17 protein-coding genes, 1 pseudogene and 1 riboswitch are annotated in these 20,796 nt (G+C 71.8%); of the genes and pseudogenes, 7 read left to right on the top strand and 11 right to left on the bottom strand.

The annotated features are described in order from the left end of the window. Positions 1-76: 76 nt before the first annotated feature. The gene (locus DJ017_RS19995; RefSeq protein WP_133255361.1) at positions 77-343 is read left to right on the top strand and encodes a hypothetical protein; all 267 of its coding nucleotides are present in this window, start codon (positions 77-79) and stop codon (positions 341-343) included. Positions 344-446: 103 nt separating this feature from the next. Continuing rightward, complete coding sequence (locus DJ017_RS01500) at positions 447-776, top strand: hypothetical protein (protein WP_111527047.1); 330 nt, start codon at positions 447-449, stop codon at positions 774-776. Positions 777-779: 3 nt separating this feature from the next. Here the strand turns inward: DJ017_RS01500 and DJ017_RS01495 are convergent, their stop codons facing one another. The 9 genes from DJ017_RS01495 to DJ017_RS01455 all read right to left on the bottom strand — a co-directional run bounded on the left by DJ017_RS01495 (position 780) and on the right by DJ017_RS01455 (position 13,219). Next, complete coding sequence (locus DJ017_RS01495) at positions 780-971, bottom strand: hypothetical protein (protein ID WP_111527046.1); 192 nt, start codon at positions 969-971, stop codon at positions 780-782. 111 nt (positions 972-1,082) lie between these two features. Next, complete coding sequence (locus tag DJ017_RS01490; RefSeq protein WP_111527045.1) at positions 1,083-2,093, bottom strand: aldo/keto reductase; 1,011 nt, start codon at positions 2,091-2,093, stop codon at positions 1,083-1,085. A 92-nt stretch (positions 2,094-2,185) separates the two neighbouring features. Next, positions 2,186-3,286, bottom strand: a complete 1,101-nt coding sequence (locus tag DJ017_RS01485) for an NAD(P)-dependent alcohol dehydrogenase (RefSeq protein WP_111527044.1) — start codon at positions 3,284-3,286, stop codon at positions 2,186-2,188. Positions 3,287-3,392: 106 nt separating this feature from the next. After that, positions 3,393-3,707 carry an STAS domain-containing protein gene (locus DJ017_RS01480; RefSeq protein ID WP_111527043.1) on the bottom strand — a complete coding sequence of 105 codons (315 nt, stop codon included), beginning with the start codon at positions 3,705-3,707 and terminating at the stop codon, positions 3,393-3,395. Between the two features lie 31 nt (positions 3,708-3,738). Continuing rightward, a complete protein-coding gene (locus tag DJ017_RS01475; RefSeq protein WP_133255360.1) occupies positions 3,739-5,892 on the bottom strand; it encodes a hypothetical protein in 2,154 nt (717 codons plus the stop codon). 55 nt (positions 5,893-5,947) lie between these two features. Further along, positions 5,948-8,827, bottom strand: a complete 2,880-nt coding sequence (locus tag DJ017_RS01470; protein ID WP_111527041.1) for an NHLP bacteriocin export ABC transporter permease/ATPase subunit — start codon at positions 8,825-8,827, stop codon at positions 5,948-5,950. Next, complete coding sequence (locus DJ017_RS01465; RefSeq protein WP_226999979.1) at positions 8,824-10,971, bottom strand: cysteine peptidase family C39 domain-containing protein; 2,148 nt, start codon at positions 10,969-10,971, stop codon at positions 8,824-8,826. The genes DJ017_RS01470 and DJ017_RS01465 overlap by 4 nt, the downstream gene beginning before the upstream one ends. A gap of 4 nt (positions 10,972-10,975) precedes the next feature. Beyond that, positions 10,976-12,310, bottom strand: coding sequence for an NHLP bacteriocin system secretion protein (locus DJ017_RS01460; protein ID WP_165830492.1), 1,335 nt, complete (start codon positions 12,308-12,310; stop codon positions 10,976-10,978). 42 nt (positions 12,311-12,352) lie between these two features. Continuing rightward, positions 12,353-13,219, bottom strand: coding sequence for a winged helix-turn-helix domain-containing protein (locus DJ017_RS01455; RefSeq protein ID WP_111527038.1), 867 nt, complete (start codon positions 13,217-13,219; stop codon positions 12,353-12,355). A 157-nt stretch (positions 13,220-13,376) separates the two neighbouring features. On the opposite strand from DJ017_RS01455, the gene DJ017_RS01450 reads away from it, so the two are divergent. Next, entirely contained in the window at positions 13,377-13,931 is a 555-nt protein-coding gene (locus DJ017_RS01450) for a GrpB family protein (RefSeq protein WP_111527037.1), read from the top strand. 22 nt (positions 13,932-13,953) lie between these two features. On the opposite strand, the gene DJ017_RS01445 is transcribed toward DJ017_RS01450, so the two are convergent. Further along, positions 13,954-14,250 (bottom strand): septal ring lytic transglycosylase RlpA family protein, encoded by a 297-nt coding sequence (locus DJ017_RS01445; protein ID WP_226999978.1) that lies wholly within the window; start codon positions 14,248-14,250, stop codon positions 13,954-13,956. A gap of 310 nt (positions 14,251-14,560) precedes the next feature. Between DJ017_RS01445 and ald the strand changes: the two genes are divergently transcribed. From ald to DJ017_RS01430, 3 genes are all read left to right on the top strand, one after another. Continuing rightward, positions 14,561-15,673 (top strand): alanine dehydrogenase, encoded by a 1,113-nt coding sequence (ald, locus tag DJ017_RS01440; protein WP_111527035.1) that lies wholly within the window; start codon positions 14,561-14,563, stop codon positions 15,671-15,673. A 149-nt stretch (positions 15,674-15,822) separates the two neighbouring features. Further along, positions 15,823-16,707 (top strand): dienelactone hydrolase family protein, encoded by an 885-nt coding sequence (locus DJ017_RS01435; protein WP_111527034.1) that lies wholly within the window; start codon positions 15,823-15,825, stop codon positions 16,705-16,707. Positions 16,708-16,773: 66 nt separating this feature from the next. Then, positions 16,774-16,983, top strand: a riboswitch (cobalamin riboswitch). Between the two features lie 94 nt (positions 16,984-17,077). After that, positions 17,078-18,907 carry a TonB-dependent receptor plug domain-containing protein gene (locus DJ017_RS01430; protein WP_165830491.1) on the top strand — a complete coding sequence of 610 codons (1,830 nt, stop codon included), beginning with the start codon at positions 17,078-17,080 and terminating at the stop codon, positions 18,905-18,907. Here the strand turns inward: DJ017_RS01430 and DJ017_RS01425 are convergent. Next, positions 18,904-19,776, bottom strand: a complete 873-nt coding sequence (locus DJ017_RS01425; protein WP_111527032.1) for a bifunctional regulator KidO — start codon at positions 19,774-19,776, stop codon at positions 18,904-18,906. The two genes, DJ017_RS01430 and DJ017_RS01425, sit on opposite strands and share 4 nt — an antisense overlap. Positions 19,777-19,913: 137 nt before the next feature. On the opposite strand from DJ017_RS01425, the pseudogene DJ017_RS20685 reads away from it, so the two are divergent. After that, positions 19,914-20,783: pseudogene (locus DJ017_RS20685) on the top strand (XdhC family protein); the annotation flags it as partial. Positions 20,784-20,796: the final 13 nt, after the last annotated feature.

The following is a 20,796-nucleotide window of genomic DNA, read 5'->3' as shown; positions in this document are numbered from 1 at the left end:
TGTTCCCCCCTTCGGACCCGCCCTCCGGGAGGAGGCGCGCGGCCGTTATCGATCACAAAAGGAAGGCGAAGCTCAGATGAAAAGCGGAGCTTGGGGGCTGGCCCTCGCCGCCAGCGCGGCTGCGGCGATGGCGCTGGCGGGCTGCAGCAAGAAGGCCGACAACACCGCCGACACGGCGACGGCCACCGACACCAACACGACCACCTCCACCACGACGACGACGACCGCGCCCGACACCAACGCCATGGCCGGCAACACCACCGAGTCCGGCGGCAACATGATGGCGGGCAACAGCACCACCACTACGACCAACAGCACGAGCACCAACTCGACGCCGAAATAACTGAAGGGTCCTGGAGGACCTTTGCGGAGCCGGCCTTACGCAGGGGCCGGCTCCTCCTTTTTTTGGACTCGGCTAGAACAAAGAGTGAACTTATGATCCGGCCATGCCCACCCGCAAGACCCGCCACCCTTACGAGCCGGTCCCGGACGACGGCCGGCTGACGCTCGGCGACCATCGCCGCTACCCGGGCTCGGTGGTGCTGCTCACCTGCGCCATGTGCGGCTGGGCGAAGCCCTATTCGCCCGAGCGCCTGCTCGATCGCCTGCGCGAGCTGAAGGCCGGCGGCCATCCGACGCCCGTGGGCGCGCTGGCCCGGCGCGTCGCCTGGCCGTGCCCGATGTGCCAGCGGGTGCGCTGGCGCATGGAGCTCGCCCGTCCGCGCGGCCTCGACCCGCGCGAGGCCCGCCGCCTCGCCGGCCTCTACCGCAACTGAGGGTCAGTCCTCGTAGGAGAGCACGATGCTCCAGCGCCCGGCCTCACGCGGCGGCGGCGTGTTGCCGTTCGCCGCCTCGCGGACGCCCAGGGCGTGCATCTGGACGTTCTTCAGCTGCGGATGCTCCGCCAGCCAGGCGTCGGCCTTGTCGTCGACGTCCTCGAGCGACTGGCCGTGGAATGTCTTCGTCCCCATCCCTCACCTCTCTTCGATGAGCTTTGAGGCGAAGGCTAAACCAGGCGTGGTGAAGGAATCGTACCGTAGCTTCAAGTTGAGAACGGGTCGCGGAAGGACCCCGCCAGGCCGTCAGGCCGCGACCGTCTCGTTCGGCAGCAACTCCGTGTCGATCGAGGCCTGCAGCGCCGGGCTGTAGCGGTTGCCCGCCACCGTCTGCGCGTTCACCAGCGCCTCGGCCTTCGCGAGAACCTCCGGCGACAGCCGGACCGCCTCGGCCGCCGCGTCCTCCCGCATGTGCTCGGGATTGGCGGTACCCGGGATCGGCACGATGATCGGGTCCTTGGCCAGCAGCCAGGCGAGGCAGAGCTGGGCCGGGGTGCAGCCGGCCTCGGCCGCCAGGGATTTGAAGCCGTCGAAGAGCTTGAGGTTGTGCTGGAAGGCCTCGCCCTGGAACCTCGGCATCGCCCGCCGCAGATCGCCCTCGACCAGGCTGGCGACGTCCGTCACCCCGCCGGCCAGGAAGCCCCGCGCCACCGGCGAGAAGGCGACGAACGCCACGCCGAGCTCGCGACAGGCGTCCAGCACCGCCACCTCGGGATTGCGCGTCCACAGCGAATACTCGGTCTGCAGGGCCGCGATCGGGTGCACGGCGTGGGCGCGTCGCAGGGTCTCGGCCGAGACTTCCGACAGCCCGATCGCCCGGATCTTGCCCTCGCGGACCAGCTCGGCCAGCGCCCCGACGCTCTCCTCGATCGGCACCTTCCGGTCCAGCCGGTGCAGGTAATAGAGGTCGATGACGTCGGTCTTCAGCCGCTTCAGGCTGCCCTCGCAGGTGCCCTTGATGGTCTCCGGCCGCCCATCGATGCCGCGCTCGGTGGCCGCCGCATTGGTCAGGCCGCACTTCGAGGCGAGGGTGAACTTCGCCCGGTCCGGCCCCAGCACCTCGCCCACCAGGCTCTCGTTGTGGCCCAGGCCATAGACGGCGGCGGTGTCGAAGAAGGTGTAGCCCGCCTCCAGCGCCCCGCGCAGCACCTGCTCGGCCGTCTCCCGCGAGGGCGGCGTCCCATAGGCGTGGGAAAGGCTCATGCACCCCAGGCCGATGGCCGAGACGTCGAACGGACCGACTTTGCGGGTGTGCATGGGCAGCTCCTTGATCTCACCGAGCCGCCGACAAACCCCCGCGCGCCAGACCCGTCAACCCCGGCGCCCTCTCCCGCGCGCGGGAGAGCAGTTCAGAGCGTCAGCACCACCTTCACGCAGTCGCCGTGATGCTGGGCGGCGATGGCCTGGTTGATCTCGGCGAAGGGATAGGTCTTCACGAGCTTCTCCAGCGGCAGCCGGCCGGCCCGCCAGTGCTCGATGAGGACGGGAAGGAATTCGTCCGGGTCGCTGTCGCCCTCGATGATGCCGCGCACGGTCTGGCCGAAGGTCAGCACGGTTCCGAGGTCGCCGGGCAGGGGCGTTCCGGCCGGCGGGATGCCGACGATCCCCAGAACGCCCTTGGGCGCCAGCGCCCCCATGACGCCGGAGAGCACCTCGGGCCGCCCGGTGGTGTCGAAGGCGTAGTCCACGCCCGTGGCCACGATCGCCCGCACCGCCGCCGCCAGGTCGCTGGCCTGCGCGGGGTCGAGCACGTGGGTCGCCCCCAGCGCGCTCGCCAGGGCCCGACGCTCCGCATGCGGCTCCAGCACGATGATCGTCGAACAGCCCTGGATCTTCGCCCCCATCACGGCCGAGAGGCCGACCGCCCCGCCGCCGGTGATCAGGATGCCCGAGCCCGCCTTGGCCCCCAGCGCCAGCATCACCCCGCCGGCCCCTGTCTGCACCCCGCAGCCCAGCGGCGCGGCCAGCTCGAAGGGGATGTCGTCGGGCAGCCGGATGAGGTTCGTCTCGTAGGCCAGGGCATAGGTCGCGAAGGAGCTCTGGCCGAAGAAATTGGACGAGACGTCCACCTGGCCTTCGTGCAGAGCCTTCGACCCGTCCGGCCGCATGCCGATGTAGTTGAGCGCCGGCATCATGTAGCAGTAGGCCGGATCCCCGCTCTGGCAGCGCGCGCACTGCCCGCAGGAGCGGAAGGTGATCGCCACCCGATCGCCGACCTTCACCTTGGTCACCGCCGCGCCCACCGCATCGACCACGCCCGCGCCCTCGTGCCCCAGCACCGCCGGCATGGCGAAGGGCATGCCGCCCTCCCGCGCCACCAGGTCGGTGTGGCAGACGCCGACGGCGGCGATCCGCACCCGCACCTCGTCGGCGCGGGGCTCGTCCAGCTCCACGCTGGCCAGCTCGAACGCGGCGCCCGGCGCCCGCGTGACGGCGGCTGTGACCTGCATGGCGTCTTCCTCCCTATGCTCCGTCCCACGGAGCCGCCCCGCCCCAGCGCCCGTCAAGCCGGACGTAGCGGAAGCCACCGGGGCCGGATGGAGCGGCCCGGCGCAGTCACACGGCCGGCAGCACGCCCTCCAGCCGCTCGCCCAGGCCGCTCAAGGCGAGGGCCTGGATGAGCGGCTGCGGCGGCGCGGCGATGCTCAAGGCGGCGCCGCAGGCCCGGGCGCGGGCCGCCAGCATGATCAGCACGCGAAGGCCCGCGCCGCCGACATAGCCGACCTCGGCCATGTCGAGGATCAGCGCCGGACGCCCGTCGCCGGCGAGCGGAACGAGCCGCGCCGCGCAGAGCTCGGCGGCCCGGCTGTCCAGCCGTCCCTTCAGGGCGACGATCGGAACGCCGTCGCGCAGGGTCTGGTCGATCTGCATCCCGCTTCAGCCTCGCTCAGGAAGGGCCGCCTCAGAACAGGCCCTTGAAGAAGCTCGATACGCTGTCCCAGGCCGACTTGGCGTAGTCGATGCCGCTGTCGGCGACGCCCTTCAGAACCTTGCCGGCGTACTCCGCATGCCCGGACAGGCCCTTGAGGGCGTCGATCGCCTGGTTGGCGTAGGCCGAGCCGGACTTGGCCACGCTGCCCAGGGTGTCGATGGCCTTGCTGGCGCACTGCGCCCCGGATTCGCCGAGGCTCTTCAGGCCGTCGACCGCCAGGCTCGCCTGGCGGACACCCGACTTGGCCACGTCGCCCAGTGCGTTGACCGCAAGCTCGGCCTGCTTGCCGCTGGCCTTGCCGAGGTCGACCAGGCCGTTGACCGCGGCGGTGGCCTGCTGGGCGCCCGACTTGGCCACGTCGGCGATGCCGTTCACCGCCTGGACGGCGGTGGCCGCGCCGGACCTGGAGACGTCCATCAGGGTGAAGACCGCATCCTGGGCGAACTTGGCGCCGGACTTGGCGATGTCGGTCAGCCCCTCGACGGCGATGGCCGCCTGACGCGTGCCGCTGCGGGCCAGGCCGTTCAGCTCGCCCATGGCGTGCTGGGCGAAGGGCCCCGCCGCGCGCGACAGGTCGACGAGGGCGTAGGCGGCGTACCGCGCCTGGCCGGCGCTGGACTCGGCGATGTCGCCCAGCGCGCCCACGGCCTTCACGGCCGACGCCCCCGGCGAGCGCGAGACGTCGATCAACGCGTTCACCGCCCCTTCCGCGTACTTGGCTCCCGACCGCGCGGCGGTTCCCAGGGCGTCGACGGCGGTGTCGGCGGCGGCCCCGGCCGTCTTGGCCACCCCGCGCAGCTCGTCGACGGCGCGGACCCCGGCGCCGGCGACGTCGTTCTTGGCGAAATCGGCGATCGCGTTGGCCGCCGCCACCGAGCCGTTCTTGGCCATGTTGCCGAACTCGGTCATTGCCTTGCCCGCCTCGCGCACCGCCACCTCGGCGTAGGGCGTCGCGCCCAGGCCGTTCAGCAGGCCCATGGTGATGTCCTTGGTATAGTCGAAGGCCTTGGCGGCGCCCTGCACATAGGCGCGGTTCAGGCCGTCCTTCATGTCGTTGAAGGCGTCGGTCACTAGGGCCTGGGCGGCGCGCTGCATGGCGCCCGTGTCGCCGGAGACGAGGGCCTTGCCGAGCTGGGCGGCGTTCAGGCCGATGTCGACGATACCCTTGATCCCCAGGCCGAAGGTCATGCCCTCGACGAACGACTTGCTGTGAAGGTCGACGACCGCCCGTTCGACATTCTCCAGGGTCGTCACCAGGGCCTTCGCGGTCTGCTTCACCTGTGGCGGGAAGTCACCGAGCCCGATGGCCTTGGCCACCGCCTGGGAGGTCATGCCCTCGAGCAGGAACTTCACCGCGGTCGCCTGCTTCGGCAGTCCTTTGCTGACGGCGATCTCCGAGACCACCTTCGACCAGGCGTCGGTGTTCTTCGGATCGTCCAGAGCGGCCATGACCGCCTTGCCCACCGGGTGCTTCTTGGCGAGCTCAAGGCCGGTCTCGAAGGCGATCTTGCCCTTTTCGGTGATCTCGCGCTCGGCGGCGGGGCCCGCCTTGGCGATGGCGTCCGCCATGGCGTCGCTGGCCCGGCTGAGGCTGGTCTTCAGCGCGCCGCCATAGGAGATCTCGTTGGCGAGGCCCTTGCAGACGTCGCCCACGTGGGCCCGCAGGTCGTTCTTCATGGCCTCGAGCGCCGCGCTGCCGGCGCGGGCCGCCGAGCCCGTCTCGAACACCGCCTTGTAGGCCGCCGACCAGGCCAGGGTGTCGGCCACCGCCTGCGACACGCCCAGCGAGCTGGCGATGGTCTTGGCCGAGCCGCGGATCACGTCCTCCATGGCGTTGGCGGCCGCGGCCCCGCTCTTGCCGGAAGTCGCCCGGACGATGTCCTCGCTGATCGAGGCGGTCGCGTTGGCGTACTTCAGGCCCTCGCTGACCGCCGTCCTGGTCTCCTCGACCGCCTGGACGACCTTCGTGGGGGTCTGCTCGATCGCGGTCGTCAGGGTGTCCAACAGCCCGCCGAACAGGCTCGGCGGCTTGGTGTCGGCGCCGCCGACCACTTGATCGAGCGCGTCCAGATCGAGGGCTTCGCCCGGCGCGTCGCCGTGGCCGCCCTTGGTGTTCTTCGCCATGTCCATGTCCCTTTCTGGAGACGGTCGGATTGCCCCCCGGCCGCCATTGGGTCGTTCAAGCAGCAGCCGACTGACGGGCGGCCATCCGTGAAAAGAGTCCGCCGGCCGCCATCAGCTCGGCGTAGGTTCCGGTCTCGGCGACCTGGCCCTGGTCGAGGACCACGATGCGGTCGGCGTCGATGATCGTGCTCAGGCGGTGGGCGATGACGATCCGCGTGCAGGCGAGGCCCGCGAGGTTCTGCATCACCTCGCCCTGGGTGACGTTGTCGAGGGCGCTGGTGGCCTCATCCAGGATCAGCACCGCCGGCTTGCGGACCAGGGCGCGCGCCAGCGCCAGCCGCTGCCGCTGGCCGCCTGAGATGGTCTGCGAGCCTTCGGCGATCAGGGTGTGCATGCCCATCGGCAGGGCGCGGATGTCCTCGTCGACCCCGGCCAGGCGCGCGGCCTCCCAGGCCTCCTCGAGGCCGATGTCGCTGGCGCCGCGCAGGTTGTCGAAGATGCTGGCGCCCATCAGCTGGGTGCGCTGGAGCACGACGCCAACCTGCTGACGCAGGGCGTCGACGTCGAGGCTGGCGAGATCGCTCTGGTCGTAGAGCACCGCGCCCGCCGCCGGCGGCTCCAGGCCGAGCAGCAGCTTGACAAGGGTGGACTTGCCGCAGCCGCTCGGCCCGACGATGGCGACGAACTCGCCGGGGGCCGATTCGAAGCTGACGCCGCCGAGCACGAGCGGGCCGTCGAGCGTGTAGCGGAAGGCGACGTTCGAGACCTCGACTGCGCCGCTCAGCCGTCCGGGCGGCGACTTCTTGCGGTCCGGCGGCGGAACCGCGTCCAGCAACGGCTGGACGTAAGGGACCGAGGCGAGCTGGAAGGCGAGCTGCAGGGCCACGCGCCCCAGGCTCGCGAGCGAGGCGAGCGCCACGCCGAAGGCGGTGACGAAGCCGATGAAGGCCCCGGCGCTGACCGGGGAGGTCTTCAGCTGGGCGACGACGGCGAAGATCGCAGCCAGGGCCGCCAGGTTGAAGGCCGCCAGGAACACCGAATAGCCGACGCCGACCTTGCGGACGTTGATCAGCTTGAGGCGCGAGCGGGTGAAGCGGTCGCCCCATTTGACGAAGGCGCGCTCCTCGGCGGCGGCGAGTCGCAGCTTGCGCACCCCGTTGGTGAGGGCATGGACGAAGGTCGAGACCGAGCCTTCCGCCTGCTCGCCCTGGGTGAAAGCGCGCTTCTGCGCCACCGCGGCGATGAAGGTCCCCCCGGCGAGCAGCGCCAGGAGGCCGATGGCCACGGCCGCGGCGGGCAGCGACAGCCAGACCATGGTGGCCACGTTGGCGATCAGGAAGCCGAGGGTCGTCGCCGACTGCTGTCCCATCTGATGGAAGGCGCCGACGATGTTCTCGGCCGCGGCGATGCGCAGGGTCAGGTCCGGGGCCGAGTAGCGCGTCAGGAACGACATCGGCTGGCGCAGCACCCGGTCCCACAGGGCGGCCTTGAGGCGCGTGGAGGCGCGCGCCCGCAGCCGCGCCATGGCGATGCCGCCGCTGAAGACGAAGACCGCGCTGATGAGCGCGAGGGCGGCGAGGGCCGCGCCGGCCTGCAGCAGGAGCCCAGTCTGCTGCTGGGGGATCAGGGTCTCGAAGATGGTCTTCGAGACCATCGCCGGGACCGAGCCGAGGGTCGCGCCGATGAGCGCCGCGACGGCGAGCACGGCGAGGTCGGCCTTGCCGTCGCGCAGGCCGAACATCAGCAGGTCGCGCAGCTTCAGCGCCCGCTCGGGCAAGGGCTCGTGGAGCACGAAGGCGTCGGGCGAAAGGACGCCGGCGCTGCGCTCGTCCACCGGCCGCGAGCCGCCCGTGACCGGGTCGTGGATGCGATAGCCCCGGCGGGCGCGCAGCAGGGCCACGGGCCGGTGCTCCGCCCCCTCGAATGCGACCATGTCGTCGACGCCGCCACGCCACCAGCCTTGCGTCAGCCGGACGGGGCGCGAGCGCAGTCCCGAGGCGCGCAGGAGCTCCTGCAGGGAGGGTTCGCTCTCCGCGTCGGCCTGGCGCACCGCGGCCGGCCCCTGCGCCCGCACGCCGAGCCGCGTGGCGACCAGGCGCAGGGCGCCGAACAGCGCCTGGTTGGCGGCGGGGTCGACGCCGTAGGGCGCCTTGGCGCCGACCATGCGGCCGAGGTCCGCGACCACCCGACGGGTGTCGGACCGGATCCGCGCGGCGCGCCGCTCGCGGCGCAGGGCCTCGTCGACGCGGGCCAGGCCGAGCGCCGCCGTCACAACCTCCACCGCCGCGCCATGGAAGCCGTCCAGCGACTCGGCGAGTTCGCCATGGGCGAGGAGCTGGGGCGTGCTCTCTAGGAGCAGGGTGAGCGGCTCGAAGGTCCGCACCCAGGCGCCGGAGGCGAGCGGGAAGCACCCGAGCCCTCCCACGCCCACCGGGGCAAGGTCGAACAGGGCGCCGCAGCCCGCGGTCGCACGGCACCAGGCGACCTCATGGGTCCCGTCGAGCACCCGGCCGGCGTCGATGCCCAGGGCGGCGCTGAGCGCCAGGTCGCGTTCGGGACGGTTCGGAAGATAACGGTTGCAGGCGGCGAACCAGCCGCCGAGCCAGGCGTCCACGCATGCGGCCCCGCCTTGCTCCTCGGCGAGCTCAGCCCAGTCGAGCCGCGCGAGACGGCTGTCCGGCTCGACCGCCGCCTCGATCCGCAGGCGGCCGTCGTAGGGCAGTCCGAAGATCAGCCCGGGCGCCTCGACGGTGAACAGGAAGCGCCGGTTGGACGCCGGCGCGCCATCCCGGAGCGGGATCGCAAAGATCTGCGCCCGGCCAGCCTCCAGCCGCCAGACGGCGGCCTGCTGGCCCGTCAGGTCGACGACGAACGCCACCGGGTCCTCGCCCGGGTTCCCGGCCTCGGGCGTCAGCGGATGGGCCTGGATGTTCATGCGGTGCGCGCCAGGCTGGCGTAGAGCCCGTCCCTGGCCAGCAGTTCGGCATGACGCCCCTGCTCCACGACACGTCCCGCCTCGAGCGCGATGATGCGGTCGGCCGCCTTGATGGCGCTCAGGCGATGGGCGATCAGGACGCAGCCGCAGCCGAGCGTCCTGAGGTTGGTCATCACCCGGTGCTCGATTTCCGGGTCGAGGGCCGCCGTCGCCTCGTCGAGCACCAGCATGGCGGGCTGCTGGGCGATCGCCCGGGCGATGTCGATGAGCGCCCTCTGGCCGCCGCTCAGGTTCGCGCCGTCCTCGCTGAGCTTGGCGTCGTAGCCGCCCGGGCGCGAGACGATGAAGTCGTGGACGCAGGCCAGCTTGCAGGCGGTGACGATCGCCTCCTCGCTGAGCGTCGGGTCCCACATGGCGACGTTGTCGCGGACGCTGCCCTCGAAGATCACCACGTCCTGGTCGACCACGGCGACCGCGGCGCGCAGCACCGAGCGCGGCGTCGCGGCCACCGGCGTCCCGTCGAACAGGACCTCGCCGGACCAGGGCGTCTCGAGGCCCGAGAGCAGTTTGCCGACCGTCGACTTGCCGCTGCCGGAGCGGCCGACGACCGCCACCCACTCGCCGGGCTGTATGTCGATGCTCAGGGCGTCGAGCAGCGGCGCCTCGAGGCGGCTGTAGCCGAAGGTCACGTCCCGGAACGCCGCCGCCCCGAGCGGCTGGGCCGCCCAGCTCCGGCCGGCGGCGGCCGGCTCGGCGAACTCGGGCGCCTCGGGCTGGGCCATCAGGTCGTCGATCTGGGTGAGGTGGGCGCGGCCGTTCTGGATCTGCTGGCCCATGCCGACCAGCTGCGCCACCGGGCCGAGGAAGCCGGCCATCAGGCCCTGGAAGGCGACCAGCACGCCGACGGTCAGGTCGCCGGAGACGATCCGCAGACCCCCGACGGTCAGCAGGGCGGCGACGGCGAGGCCGTTCACCGCCCCCGGCGCGGCCTGCAGCGCCACGCGGGTCGGCTGCAGCGCCGCGTTGAGGTTCTCCTGCCGGGCCTTCAGGCCGACGATGCGCTGGAACAGCATGTCCTCGGCGCCGGCGGCCTTGTACTCGCTGATCATCCGCAGGCCTGAGGCGGCCGCGCCGGTGATCTTCGTCTGCTGGATCATCACCGCCTGGTTGCGCTCGGCGAGCGTCCGGGCGGTGAGGACGAGGAGGCCGATGTCGAGGAGGGCGAACAGCGCCACCAGCAGGCCCATGTAGCGGTCGAAGCCCAGCATCACGAGGGCGAAGATCAGGGCTGCCGGCAGGCTGAGCAGCGCCGTGCCCATCGCCCCGGTGGCGAGCTGGGCGAGGGCCTCGGTCTGGGTGCTGCGGACGGCCAGCTCGCTCGGGCTGCGCTGGCTGAAGAAGCCGATCGGCAGGCGCACCAGGCGGTCGAGAAAGGCGCTGGTCCAGGAGACCGAGGCCCGGGTCTCCAGGCGCAGCAGATAGGTCTGCTGGATGAAGGTCAGGGCCGTCTGAAGGATCGCCGCAGCGACGATCGCCGCCAGCAGCGGCGGCAGCCAGTCGGCGAAGCTGCGGATCAGGAAGTAGTCGACGAACAGCCGGCTGAAGTTCGGGCTGAGCACGCCCGGAACCACCATGATCAGGCTGATGGCGGCGACGAGCAGGACCGCGTTGCGGGACTCTTCGTAGCGGCTCCTGAGGCCCGCCAGGATCGAGGGCCGCCGCCCGCCGGTGCGGAACTCCGGGCCCTTCTCGAAGGTGATCGCCACGCCGGCGTAGTTGCAGTCGAACTCTTCCCGCGTGAGGCGCCGGCGCCCGACCGCCGGATCGTTGACCGCCACGCGCCGCGGGCCGACGTGCTCGACCACGACGAAGTGGTTGAAGGCCCAGAAGGCGACGAACGGCGTCCGCAGCCGGCCGACATCCTCAAGCCCGACCTTGCGGCCCTCGGCGAGGAGTCCGTAGACGCGGGCGGCCCTGACCACATTGCTGGCGCGGCTGCCGTCGCGCGAGACGCCGCAGTCGACCCGCAGCTGTTCGAGCGGGATCCAGCGTCCGAAGTAGCCGAGGATCGCCCCGAGGCAGGCGGCGCCGCACTCCGAACGCTCCATCTGCTGGAGAACGGGGGTCCGAGGCCTGGCGAGCACGGCGCTACTTCGCGAAGAACCGCGCGAGCGGCGGGATCACGAGCCCGAGCAGCCGCTGGTGACGGGTGATGAACTGCGCCTCCACAGGGGCGCCGCTGTCGATGTGGCTCTTGGGCCCGTTGGACGAGGTCCAGCGGTAGCCGCTGTAGGTCGGGGCGCGCTCGAGGTGGACGGCCACCTTGAACATCGGGCCCTGCTGCGACAGCTGGCGGACCACCTGGTCGTTCTTCAGCACGCCCATCATGCCGCCGGTGCTCGCCGGCACGTCCGCCACGTCGATGACCTTGCCGACGATGAAGCCGTATTCGTTGGCCTTCACGCCGGCCGGCGCCAGGTCCACGCGCATGCCCCGCCGGATGTCCTTGCCCTGGTCGGCGGGGACGAAGGCGATGGCCCGCAGCTCGCCCTCGTGGTGTTCGTCGAGCCAGACGCTGCGCGCCATGGAGATCAGAGAGGCGCCGGCCTCGACGAATTCCCCCGCGCCCTGCGTCACCTCGGTGACCCTGCCCGAATAGGGGCTGCGCAGCTCGCGGTCCTTCGCGGCCTTGCGCTCCAGCTCGGTCAGTTCGGCCTGCAGTCGAGCGATGTCCGAGCGGGTCGTGGCGACATCGCGCTGCCGCTGCACCGTCTGGACCTTGCCTTCGGCGCCCGCGCCGACGACGTCGCTGCGCAGGGCTGCCAGCTGTTCGCGCACCGCCGACAGCTCCGCCTCGTTGCGCAGCACGAACTCCTTCGAGACATAGCCGGTCGCGGCCAGCCCCCTCAGGCTGCGCTCGCGATCGCTGAGCGCATGCTCTCGCTCCTCCAGCAGCCGCAGCCGCTCGCGGTCGGCCGCGATGCGCGAGGCGACGGCCGCGCCCTGGGCCTTGCCGAGTTCGCCGTTGAAGCCGGTGAGGGCGCGCTCGTGGGCGCGGGCCTCCTCGAGCTGGGCGCGGCGGATCTCCAGCTGGGAGGCGAGTTCGGGCTCGTCGAGGATGGCCAGCAGATCGCCCTGGCGCACGATGTCGCCCGGCTTGACGTCCATCTCCAGGATCCGGCCACGGGTGGCGCTCGCCACCTCGACGAGGCCCTTCTCGTTGAGCAGGACGCCCTTTGCCTTGACCTTGAGCGGCACGTCGGTGAGCGCGCTCCAGACCAGGGCGCCGAAGACGAGCGCGGCCAGCGCCACTACCTGGATCCATGCCGAGGAGCCGGCCACCGCCATGGGCTCGTCCACGGGCTCGGGCCCGAGCACCCGCGCCACGGCGTTTTCCGTGAACATGGCCGTCCAGCTTCCCCGTGCGCCGCCCCCCAGGGCCGTGCGGATTGGCGCCACGGCGAAGCCTTCGATCAACTGCACATAAAAAACGGGCCCGCCTGCAACCCGTCGGAGGAAGACGGGCTAGTCGGTCGCCAGGGCGCTGAGCACCGCCGCCCGCGCGAGGGCGAACATCGCCGCGTAGTGCCGCTCGACGTCCTCGGACAGCGCACGCGAGGCCGTCAGACGGCGGCCGTCCAACTGCACCAGCCCTTCCTGCTCGAGCTCGCTGACCAGCCGGCAGACGTGGACGCGCGAGCTGAAGCTCGCCCGCGCCAGGCCGGAGCGGGAGATGTCGCAGGACTGCAGGAGCTGGTCGCGGTCGGGGGCCTGGAGGCAGATGAGGTGCTCGAGCATCCGCGTGCCGCCGTCGCGCGACTGGAAGAGGTGGACCGGGCGGTCCGTCGGGAAGAGCTCCCGCTGCATCTCCATCTGGAAGCCGACGGCGGTCGAGACGCGGCCGAAGAAGCGGAGCTCGTCGAGCCGGCCGAGCGCGGGCTCGACCTCGGGCGCCAGCATCGCCACCGATGTCAGCGTCGCCCGCATGCCGGCCCGCATCACGTCCCGGAAGCCGGGCAGGAGCTGAATCCGGGTGCGGTGGGAGAGCGGTTCGCCGGGCGCGTCCGTGGCCATGAGGCCGTTGGCGATGGCCCGCTCCACATAGAGCCGCACGCGCGCGCGACTGCAGACCTGGTTGTGCAGGGCGGAGTCCACCAGGAGGCCGAAGGTCATGCCCTCGCCCTGCGAGAAGCCATCCAGCACGATCGCTGCGCCGGACAGGGCCGTGCGGCCAAGGTCGCGGGTCATCCAGCGCCCGATCAGCGGCAGGGCGGCCAGCTTGCGGCCGTTGGCGAGCGCCAGGGCTTCGACGGCGTCCCGGAAGTCTGGATGGGCGCAAAGCGCCGCCACGTCCTCCGGGAGCACCACCTGGGGCGGAACCAGACTGAACATCCGCGCAGGCTCAACGAGCGTCACCCTAATGTCCAGCCGGCCCGACGTAGGGTAACCTTGGCCGTCGTCTGCAAGGTCCGGACATGAGCGACGCCGTCTCCGCCGCCTCCGTACCTCGACCGACAGGGCGCAGCCGTGCCGTGGTGAGGCTCCGCCCGTGAGCGGAGACCGCGCTCAGCTGGGCGGCGTCCGCATCGCCGCGCCGGACGCCCGCTGGGCCGGGCTGTTCGATGCCGAGCGCCGCCGCCTCACCGTGCTCGGCGTCTTCCTCGAGCTCGAGCACTTCGGCAGCACGGCTGTCCCGGGGCTCGCCGCCAAGCCGGTGATCGACATCCTGGCCTGCGCGCCGCGCCTCGCCGACCTCGACGCGGTCGAGCCGGCCCTGGCGGCGCTCGGCTACCGACGCCTGGACGTCGGTTTCCAGAGGCGCCGCTTCTATAGAAATGACGACGTCGGCGGCGGCGCGGCGGCGAACCTCCACGTCGTGACCGCCGACCGCTGGGCGGACAAGTCCGAGCGGCTGTTCCGCGACTGGCTCATCGCCCACCCTGGCGCGGCCCGCGAATATGCCGATCTCAAGGACTCCCTCGCGCGCCGCCATGCCGAGGACATGGAGGCCTACACCGCCGCCAAGAGCGCGTTCATCCAGGGCATCGTCAACCAGGCCCGCGCCGCCCAAGGCTGGCCGCCGCAGACCGACTGGAGCGAGTAGGCGACCTCTCCGGCCAGGCCTGTCAGCGATGCCCGCGCGGCGGCTCCGCCAGAGGCTTCACCTTCACCGGCGCCACTCCGTCGTCCTTCATCCCGAGCTTGTCGGCCGCCTTGGGCGAGACATCGACGATCCGTCCCTTCACGTGCGGCCCGCGATCGGTCACCGTCACCTTCACCGACTTGCCGGTCTCCAGGTTGGTCACCTTGGCCTTGGCTCCCAGCGGCAGGGTCTTGCTGGCCGCCGTCAGCCCGCCGGGCTTCGCCTTCCTGCCGTTGGCCATCTTCGAGCCCAGCCGCGCGGGCCGGTAATAGGACGCCATCCCCCGCTGCGGCCTGACCGACACGTGCGCGCGTTGATGCGCCGCCGCTGCCGCGTCCCCGGCCGAGCCCCACAGCAGCCCAGCCGCCACACAGCCGGCGAGCGCTCCGCGCCCGCGCCAACCCACGAGAGACATCGCGCGCCTCGCCGTAGCTCCAACCCGGCCCCCTAACGCCGAAATTCGAGCTGTGATCCAAATGGAGCGAAGCCACCTGCACCGGGACCAGGGTCCCACATCCCCCTTGACCCGCGCGACGTTCTGCCCTCAAACCTCCCGCGCCTAGCAATAACATTGCCCACGGGAGGGCCTCATGCGCGTCGGCGTGCCTCGCGAGATCAAGCCGGACGAATATCGTGTCGGGCTCACCCCCACCGCGGTCCGGGAATATGTCACCCACGGCCACGAGGTGGTGGTGGAGATGGGCGCGGGGGCCGGGGCCGGTTATCCGGACGAGGCCTATGTCCGGGCCGGGGCCAAGATCCTGCCGACCGCCGAGGACGTCTTCGCCGGCGCCGAGCTGATCGTGAAGGTCAAGGAGCCCCAGGCCGTCGAGTGGGCGCGCCTGACCAAGAAGCACATCCTCTTCACCTACCTGCACCTGGCGCCCGACCCCGCCCAGACCGAGGGGCTCCTGAAGTCCGGCTGCGCGGCCATCGCCTATGAGACGGTGACCGACGACAATGGCGGCCTGCCGCTCTTGGCGCCGATGTCCGAGGTGGCCGGCCGGATCGCGGTGTTCTCCGCCGGCGAGACCCTGCTCAAGCACAACGGCGGCATGGGTCTCTTGATCTCCGGCGTGCCGGGCGTGCCGCCGGCCCGCGTGGCGGTGCTGGGCGGCGGGGTCGTGGGCGCCAACGCGGCGCGCATGGCCGCCGGGCTCGGCGCGGAGGTGGTGATCCTCGAGCGCTCGATCCCGCGCATGCGGTACCTCGACGACATCTTCGCCGGCCGCTGCATCACCCGCTATTCGACCCTCGACGCGGTGGAGGAGGAGATCCTCAAGGCCGACGTGGTGATCGGGGCCGTGCTCACCGCCGGGGCTGCGGCGCCCAAGCTGGTCCGCAAGGAGCACCTCAAGCAGATGAAGCCCGGCTCGGTGCTGGTCGACGTCTCGATCGACCAGGGCGGCTGCTTCGAGACCAGCCGGCCCACCACCCACAAGGACCCGACCTACACCGTCGACGGCGTCGTCCACTACTGCGTGGCCAACATGCCGGGCGCGGCGCCCCGCACCTCCTCGGAGGCCCTGGTCCACGCCACCCTGCCGTTCGGCCTGCTGCTCGCCGACAAGGGCCTCGAGGCCCTGAAGAAGAACCGCCACCTCGCCAAGGGTCTCAACGTCCTGGGCGGCGAGCTGACCCACCCGGCCGTCGCCGACGCCCTCGGCAAGCCCTTCGCCGACCCCTACAAGGTCTGGGCGTAGGGCGCCGCCCGGAACCCACGAAAGGGCGGCTTCGGCCGCCCTTTTTTGTTGGTTCGTGGACCGCGCGCAGCGCGCCGGCCCCGCCGCACTGAAATACCGCTGCAATCTCCGCCCGGCCCTCTTCCCCTCCACGAAAAGGGAGGCCCGCCATGTGCGATGACGAGATCCACCAGAGCCAGCAACTGGACCAGAATCTGACTCACGACCCGCGGCTCTCCCGGCGCGGCTTCGGCCTCGCCGCCGCCGCCCTCGCCGGCTACGCCACCACCGCCGAGGCCCAGGCCGCCGCCGTCGTCGTGGAGACCGACGTGTCGGTGAAGACCCCCGACGGGGTGGCCGATGCGGTGCTCTTCACCCCGCCCGGCAAGGGCCCTTATCCCGGCGTTCTGATCTGGACCGACATCGGCGGCCTTCGCCCGGTGTTCCGCGACATGGGCCGCAGGCTTGCGGCGGCCGGCTATGTGGTCCTCGTGCCCAACCCCTTCTACCGCTCGCAGAAGGCGCCGGTGATCGAGGGGCCGCTGAACTTCGGCGACCCCGCCGTGCGCCAGCGGCTGTTCGCCATGCGCGGCGCCATGACCAACGAGGGCATCGACAAGGACGCCACCGCCTATGTCGGCTTCCTCGACGCCCAGGCCAAGGTGAACCGCAAGGCGAAGATCGGCGTCCAGGGCTACTGCATGGGCGGGCCGCTGACCCTGCGCACCGGCGCGGCCAGCGCGCGGATCGGCGCCGGCGCCACCTTCCACGGCGGAACGCTCGTGACGAAGACCGCCGACAGTCCGCACCTGCTCGCCCCGAAGCTGCACGGCGAGTACCTGGTCTGCGAGGCGGACAACGACGACAAGTCCGACCCGGCCGCCAAGGACACCGTCCGCGCCGCCTTCGCCGCGGCCAAGGTGCCGCTGAAGCTCGAGGTCTACGAGGGCGCCATGCACGGCTGGTGCGTCCCGGGCGCGGCCGTCTACAACGCGGCCGCCGCCGAGAAGGCCTGGTCCGAACTCCTCGCCCTCTACAAGCGCGCGCTCGGCTGAGCATCCTCCCCTCTGTGGGGGCATCTTTCCCAGCGTGAGCTTGCGGGCCAGGCCGCATGGGGGCATGAACCGCCCCGCGAAGGCGGTCTTCCCCTCACCGGGAGGCCAAGAGGGAACGGGGTGTGACGCCCCGGCTGTGCCCGCAACTGTAAGCGGCGAGACCTTCGTCCGTCCGTCCCCCTCGCGGGGGCGGCGCCACTGGCCTCGGGCCGGGAAGGCGAGGGCGAGGGCCGGTGACCCGTGAGCCAGGAGACCTGCCGTCTTCCGTCGCTCGTCCGTGCGCCCGGGACCAGGCGATCGGCGCGGCAGGAGGCGGATGGTCCGCCCGTCCACCGTCGCAGCGACTCCGAACCCGGAGGCTGTACGACCCATGCGTTGCTCTATCCGATCGCTGCTCTTCTCCACCGCCGCCCTCGCCGGGGCGCTTCCCGCCGCCGCCTTTGCCGACGAGCCGTCGCCGCTCGGCGAGGTGGTGGTCACCGCCACCCGCCTGCCCAGCCGCCTCGACCTCGTCACCGGCGCCCACGTGGTCGATCGGGCCGAGCTGGAGGCGCGTCAGACGCCGTTCCTGGAGGACGTGCTGTCGACCGTTCCCGGGGTCGGCGTAACCCGCAACGGCGCCTTTGGCGGCGCGGCGGCGATCCGCATCCGCGGCGCCTCGCCCGACAAGACCCTGGTGCTGATCGACGGCGTGCCGGTGAACGACGCCGCCGACCCGAACGGGACCTTCGATCCCTCCTCGCTGCAGACCGCGGACGTCGAGCGCATCGAGGTGCTGAACGGGCCGCAGGGCTCGCTTTGGGGTTCGGACGCCATCGGCGGGGTGGTCTCGATCACCACCCGCGAGCTGACCGGCCTCACCGCCTCGGCCGAGGGCGGCAGCTTCGGCACGGCCCGCGGCTTCGTCGGGACCGGCGTCGCCGAGGACCGCTACGCAGTCTCCGCCTCCCTCGCCGGCCTGCGCACCGACGGGATCTCGCGCGCCGATACGGGCAGCGAGAAGGACCCCTACCGCACCGCCACGGCCAACCTCGCCGGGCGGGTGCGCCTGACCGACTGGCTGCAGCTCGACGCGCGGCTGCGCACCACCTACGCCAACATCGCCATCGACGGCTATCCGCCGCCCGACTACGCCCTGGCCGACACGCCGGACCGCAACAAGGCGCGGAGCTGGCAGGGCGATGTCCGCGCCGTCGTCGACGCCTTCGGCCTTCGCCAGACCGCCAGCTACGGCGACTACCACCTGTGGCGGCGCAACATCTCCGACTTCCCGGAGGTCTACACCGCGACGCGCCGGGTGTTCCGCTGGACCGCCGAGAAGGGCGGGCCGGCCGATGCCTGGGCGGCCGTCGTCGGCGCCGAGCGCATCGAGAGCAAGGCCGACCTTTCCGGCCGCACCTCCACGAACCTCTCGGTGACCTCGGTCTTCGCCGTCGCCCGAGCCCGGCCCTGGACCCCGCTGAACCTCACCGCCAGCCTGCGTTTCGACGACCCGGACCGCTTCCGTTCGCGCTCCACCGGCCGTCTCTCCGCCGCGGTGGACGTCGGGGCGGGCTTCACCCTCACCGCCTCGGCCGGCCAGGGCTTCAAGATCCCGTCCATCTCCGAGGTGGTCTGCGACTACTGCTTCGCCCCGCCGGTCCCGCTGCGGCCCGAGCGCGCCGAGGGCTACGACATGCGCCTGGGCTGGCTCTCACCGGACAAGCGCATCGAGGCGGCGGTCACCGGCTACCGGCTCGCGGTGCGCGACCAGATCGCCTACCAGGACCTGCGCTACGTCAACATCGCCCGCACCCGCTCCACGGGCCTGGAGGCCGAGGCCGACGCGCAGCTGACGGACGCCCTGCGCCTGAAGCTCGCCTACGCCCACACCAAGGCGATCGACGCCACGACGGGCGCGGAATTGTTGCGCATCCCGCACAACTCCGGCTCGGCGGCCCTGTTCTACAATTCTGGCAAGTGGGGCGGCGCCCTTACGGTGCGTGGCGAGTCGAGCCAGCTCGATCTCGCCCGCGACGGCTTCTCCCGCGAGCGGCGCAAGGGCTTTCTCGTCGCCGACCTCGCCGGCTCCTATCGGCTGACCGATCAGGTGTCGCTGACCGCCCGCGTCGAGAACCTGGCCGACCGCCGCTACGAGGAGACTCTGGGCTTCAGCGAAGCCGGCCGCGCCGTCTACCTCGGGGTCCGCTTCCGGCCCTAGGCCGCGGCCCAGGCGCGGGGGTCGAGCGCCGCCGGATCGTCGAGGGCCATCTCGTCCCAGTCGAGGTCCGGCGGCGGGCTCATGGCCGCCGCGATCACCGCGCTCATCTCCGAGGCCGAGGCCACGTCCACCAGCACGGCCGACGCCTCGGGACGCGAGAGGGCGAAGCCCAACGCCGCCTGCAGCGGGTCGGAGCGGCCCTCGGCGATCAACCGGCGCGCCCGGCTGATCCGCCCGGCCGCCGCCTTGAGGTGCGAGGGGGCGCGGTCCGGCGGCAGGAACAGCACGCCGTTGAGGAAGATCGAGCGCAGCTGCACCTCGACGCCCATGGCCGCGAGCTCGGAGAGGGTGCCGTCGACGATGAGCCGCTGGTCCAGCAGCGAGGCCGGCGCCTGCACCACGTCCGGCTTGAACCGGCGGGAAAGGCCGCAGGGATCGTCCGAGGCGTAGACCGAGACGCCGACTTTCCGGCACAGCCCCTCGTCCTTCAGCTTCTTCAGCCGGTCCCAGAGCGCCGGGCCGCCGGGGCTCAGCATGTCGGTCGCCGACGGCGCGAAGATCGACTCCACCCGGTCGACGCCCAGGCGGGCGATCTGGGCGCGCACTTCAGCCTCGGCGAAGTCGGGGCCGCGGTCCGGGCGAACGGTCGTGACGGTCAGGCGGAAGGGGTTCGGCTTGGGCATCACCTGGCCGAGCGTCAGCTCCACGGCCTGGGAATGACGGCCGACTTCCATCACCGACAGGCCGGCGCGGGCCGCGATGGCGAGGATGTCGCGCGCCTCGGCCTCGCGCGGACGACCGCGGGTCGCCGGCTGGTCGAGGCTGAACTGCCCGGACCCTAGTCCGAGCTTCGCAATCGGTGACGTCATGACGGGCTTGAGCTTGGTAAGCTTCCTATGAGCCGCCATCTTGCGCCGCAGATGCCTAAGAACCGGTATCTAGGACCTTATCCGAGGGTTAAATCGTGAGCGTGCGTGAGCCCCTACCCGAATGGCCGGTTTTCGGCATGGCCGAGGACGTCCGGCCCGCCCTGCGAGGGGCCCGCCAGGCGGGGGAGGCCTGCGCCCTGGCCACCCTGATCAGCGTCGAGGGCGGGGGGCCGCGGCCGCCGGGAACCCAGATGGTCTTCGCGCCGGGAGTCGTCGCCGGCTATTTTTCCGGCGGTTGCGTCGAGAGCGACATCGCCGACCACGCCTTCGCCTGCCTGGCGGACGGCGAGCCGCGCACCCTCGTCTATGGCGAGGGCAGCCCCTGGCCGGACATCCGCCTGCTGTGCGGCGCGCGCATCGAGATCTTCGTGGAGCGGGTGGCCGCGGACGATCCGGCGCTGGCGGAGCTGCTGAGCGCCGAAGACGAGCGCCGGCCGGTGGTGTGGGTGAGCGACGGCTACACCCGGCGCTGCGGCCCGGACGTCTCGCCCTGGGCCGAGGCCGCGGTCTGGCGGCCCTATGACCCGGCGCAGCGCCTGGTGGTGGTCGGCGGCGATCCGACGGCGCTGGCGATCGCCCAGCTCGGTGCCCAGGCCGGGTTCGAGACCACCCTTCTGCGGCCCAAGGGCCCCGCGGCCCCGCCGCCGATCCCCGGCGTCGCCTATCGGCGGGACGAGCCGGCCCCGGCGCTCGCCGCCCTGGACCTCGATCCCTGGACCGCGGTGGCCATCGCCACCCACGACATCGAGACCGACCACGCCGCGCTCAAGGCCGCCCTGCCGTCGCAGGCCGGCTATGTGGGGCTGCTCGGCGCCCGGCGCCGGCTGATGGGGCGGCTGGCGGAGCTGAAGGCCGACGGCATCGCCGAGAGCGCCATCGCGCGGCTGCACGCGCCCATCGGCCTCGACATTGGCGGCAAGGCGCCCTGGGAAGTGGCGGTGTCGGTGATCGGCGAGATAA

Origin of the sequence: Phenylobacterium soli (genome assembly GCF_003254475.1) — a bacterium.
Lineage (GTDB): Bacteria > Pseudomonadota > Alphaproteobacteria > Caulobacterales > Caulobacteraceae > Phenylobacterium > Phenylobacterium soli.
This window is presented reverse-complemented; position numbering and strand designations above follow the sequence as displayed.

Bases quoted from the DNA above. Each gene is read 5' to 3' on its own strand.
- DJ017_RS01500 (WP_111527047.1), top strand. From the start codon at position 447: ATGCCCACCCGCAAGACCCGCCACCCTTACGAGCCGGTCCCGGACGAC.
- DJ017_RS01470 (WP_111527041.1), bottom strand. From the start codon at position 8,827: ATGAACATCCAGGCCCATCCGCTGACGCCCGAGGCCGGGAACCCGGGC.
- DJ017_RS01425 (WP_111527032.1), bottom strand. From the start codon at position 19,776: ATGACGTCACCGATTGCGAAGCTCGGACTAGGGTCCGGGCAGTTCAGC.
- DJ017_RS01480 (WP_111527043.1), bottom strand. From the start codon at position 3,707: ATGCAGATCGACCAGACCCTGCGCGACGGCGTTCCGATCGTCGCCCTG.
- DJ017_RS01430 (WP_165830491.1), top strand. From the start codon at position 17,078: ATGCGTTGCTCTATCCGATCGCTGCTCTTCTCCACCGCCGCCCTCGCC.
- DJ017_RS19995 (WP_133255361.1), top strand. From the start codon at position 77: ATGAAAAGCGGAGCTTGGGGGCTGGCCCTCGCCGCCAGCGCGGCTGCG.
- DJ017_RS01475 (WP_133255360.1), bottom strand. From the start codon at position 5,892: ATGGCGAAGAACACCAAGGGCGGCCACGGCGACGCGCCGGGCGAAGCC.
- DJ017_RS01495 (WP_111527046.1), bottom strand. From the start codon at position 971: ATGGGGACGAAGACATTCCACGGCCAGTCGCTCGAGGACGTCGACGAC.
- DJ017_RS01490 (WP_111527045.1), bottom strand. From the start codon at position 2,093: ATGCACACCCGCAAAGTCGGTCCGTTCGACGTCTCGGCCATCGGCCTG.
- DJ017_RS01435 (WP_111527034.1), top strand. From the start codon at position 15,823: ATGTGCGATGACGAGATCCACCAGAGCCAGCAACTGGACCAGAATCTG.
- DJ017_RS01485 (WP_111527044.1), bottom strand. From the start codon at position 3,286: ATGCAGGTCACAGCCGCCGTCACGCGGGCGCCGGGCGCCGCGTTCGAG.
- DJ017_RS01445 (WP_226999978.1), bottom strand. From the start codon at position 14,250: ATGGCGTCCTATTACCGGCCCGCGCGGCTGGGCTCGAAGATGGCCAAC.
- DJ017_RS01455 (WP_111527038.1), bottom strand. From the start codon at position 13,219: ATGTTCAGTCTGGTTCCGCCCCAGGTGGTGCTCCCGGAGGACGTGGCG.
- ald (WP_111527035.1), top strand. From the start codon at position 14,561: ATGCGCGTCGGCGTGCCTCGCGAGATCAAGCCGGACGAATATCGTGTC.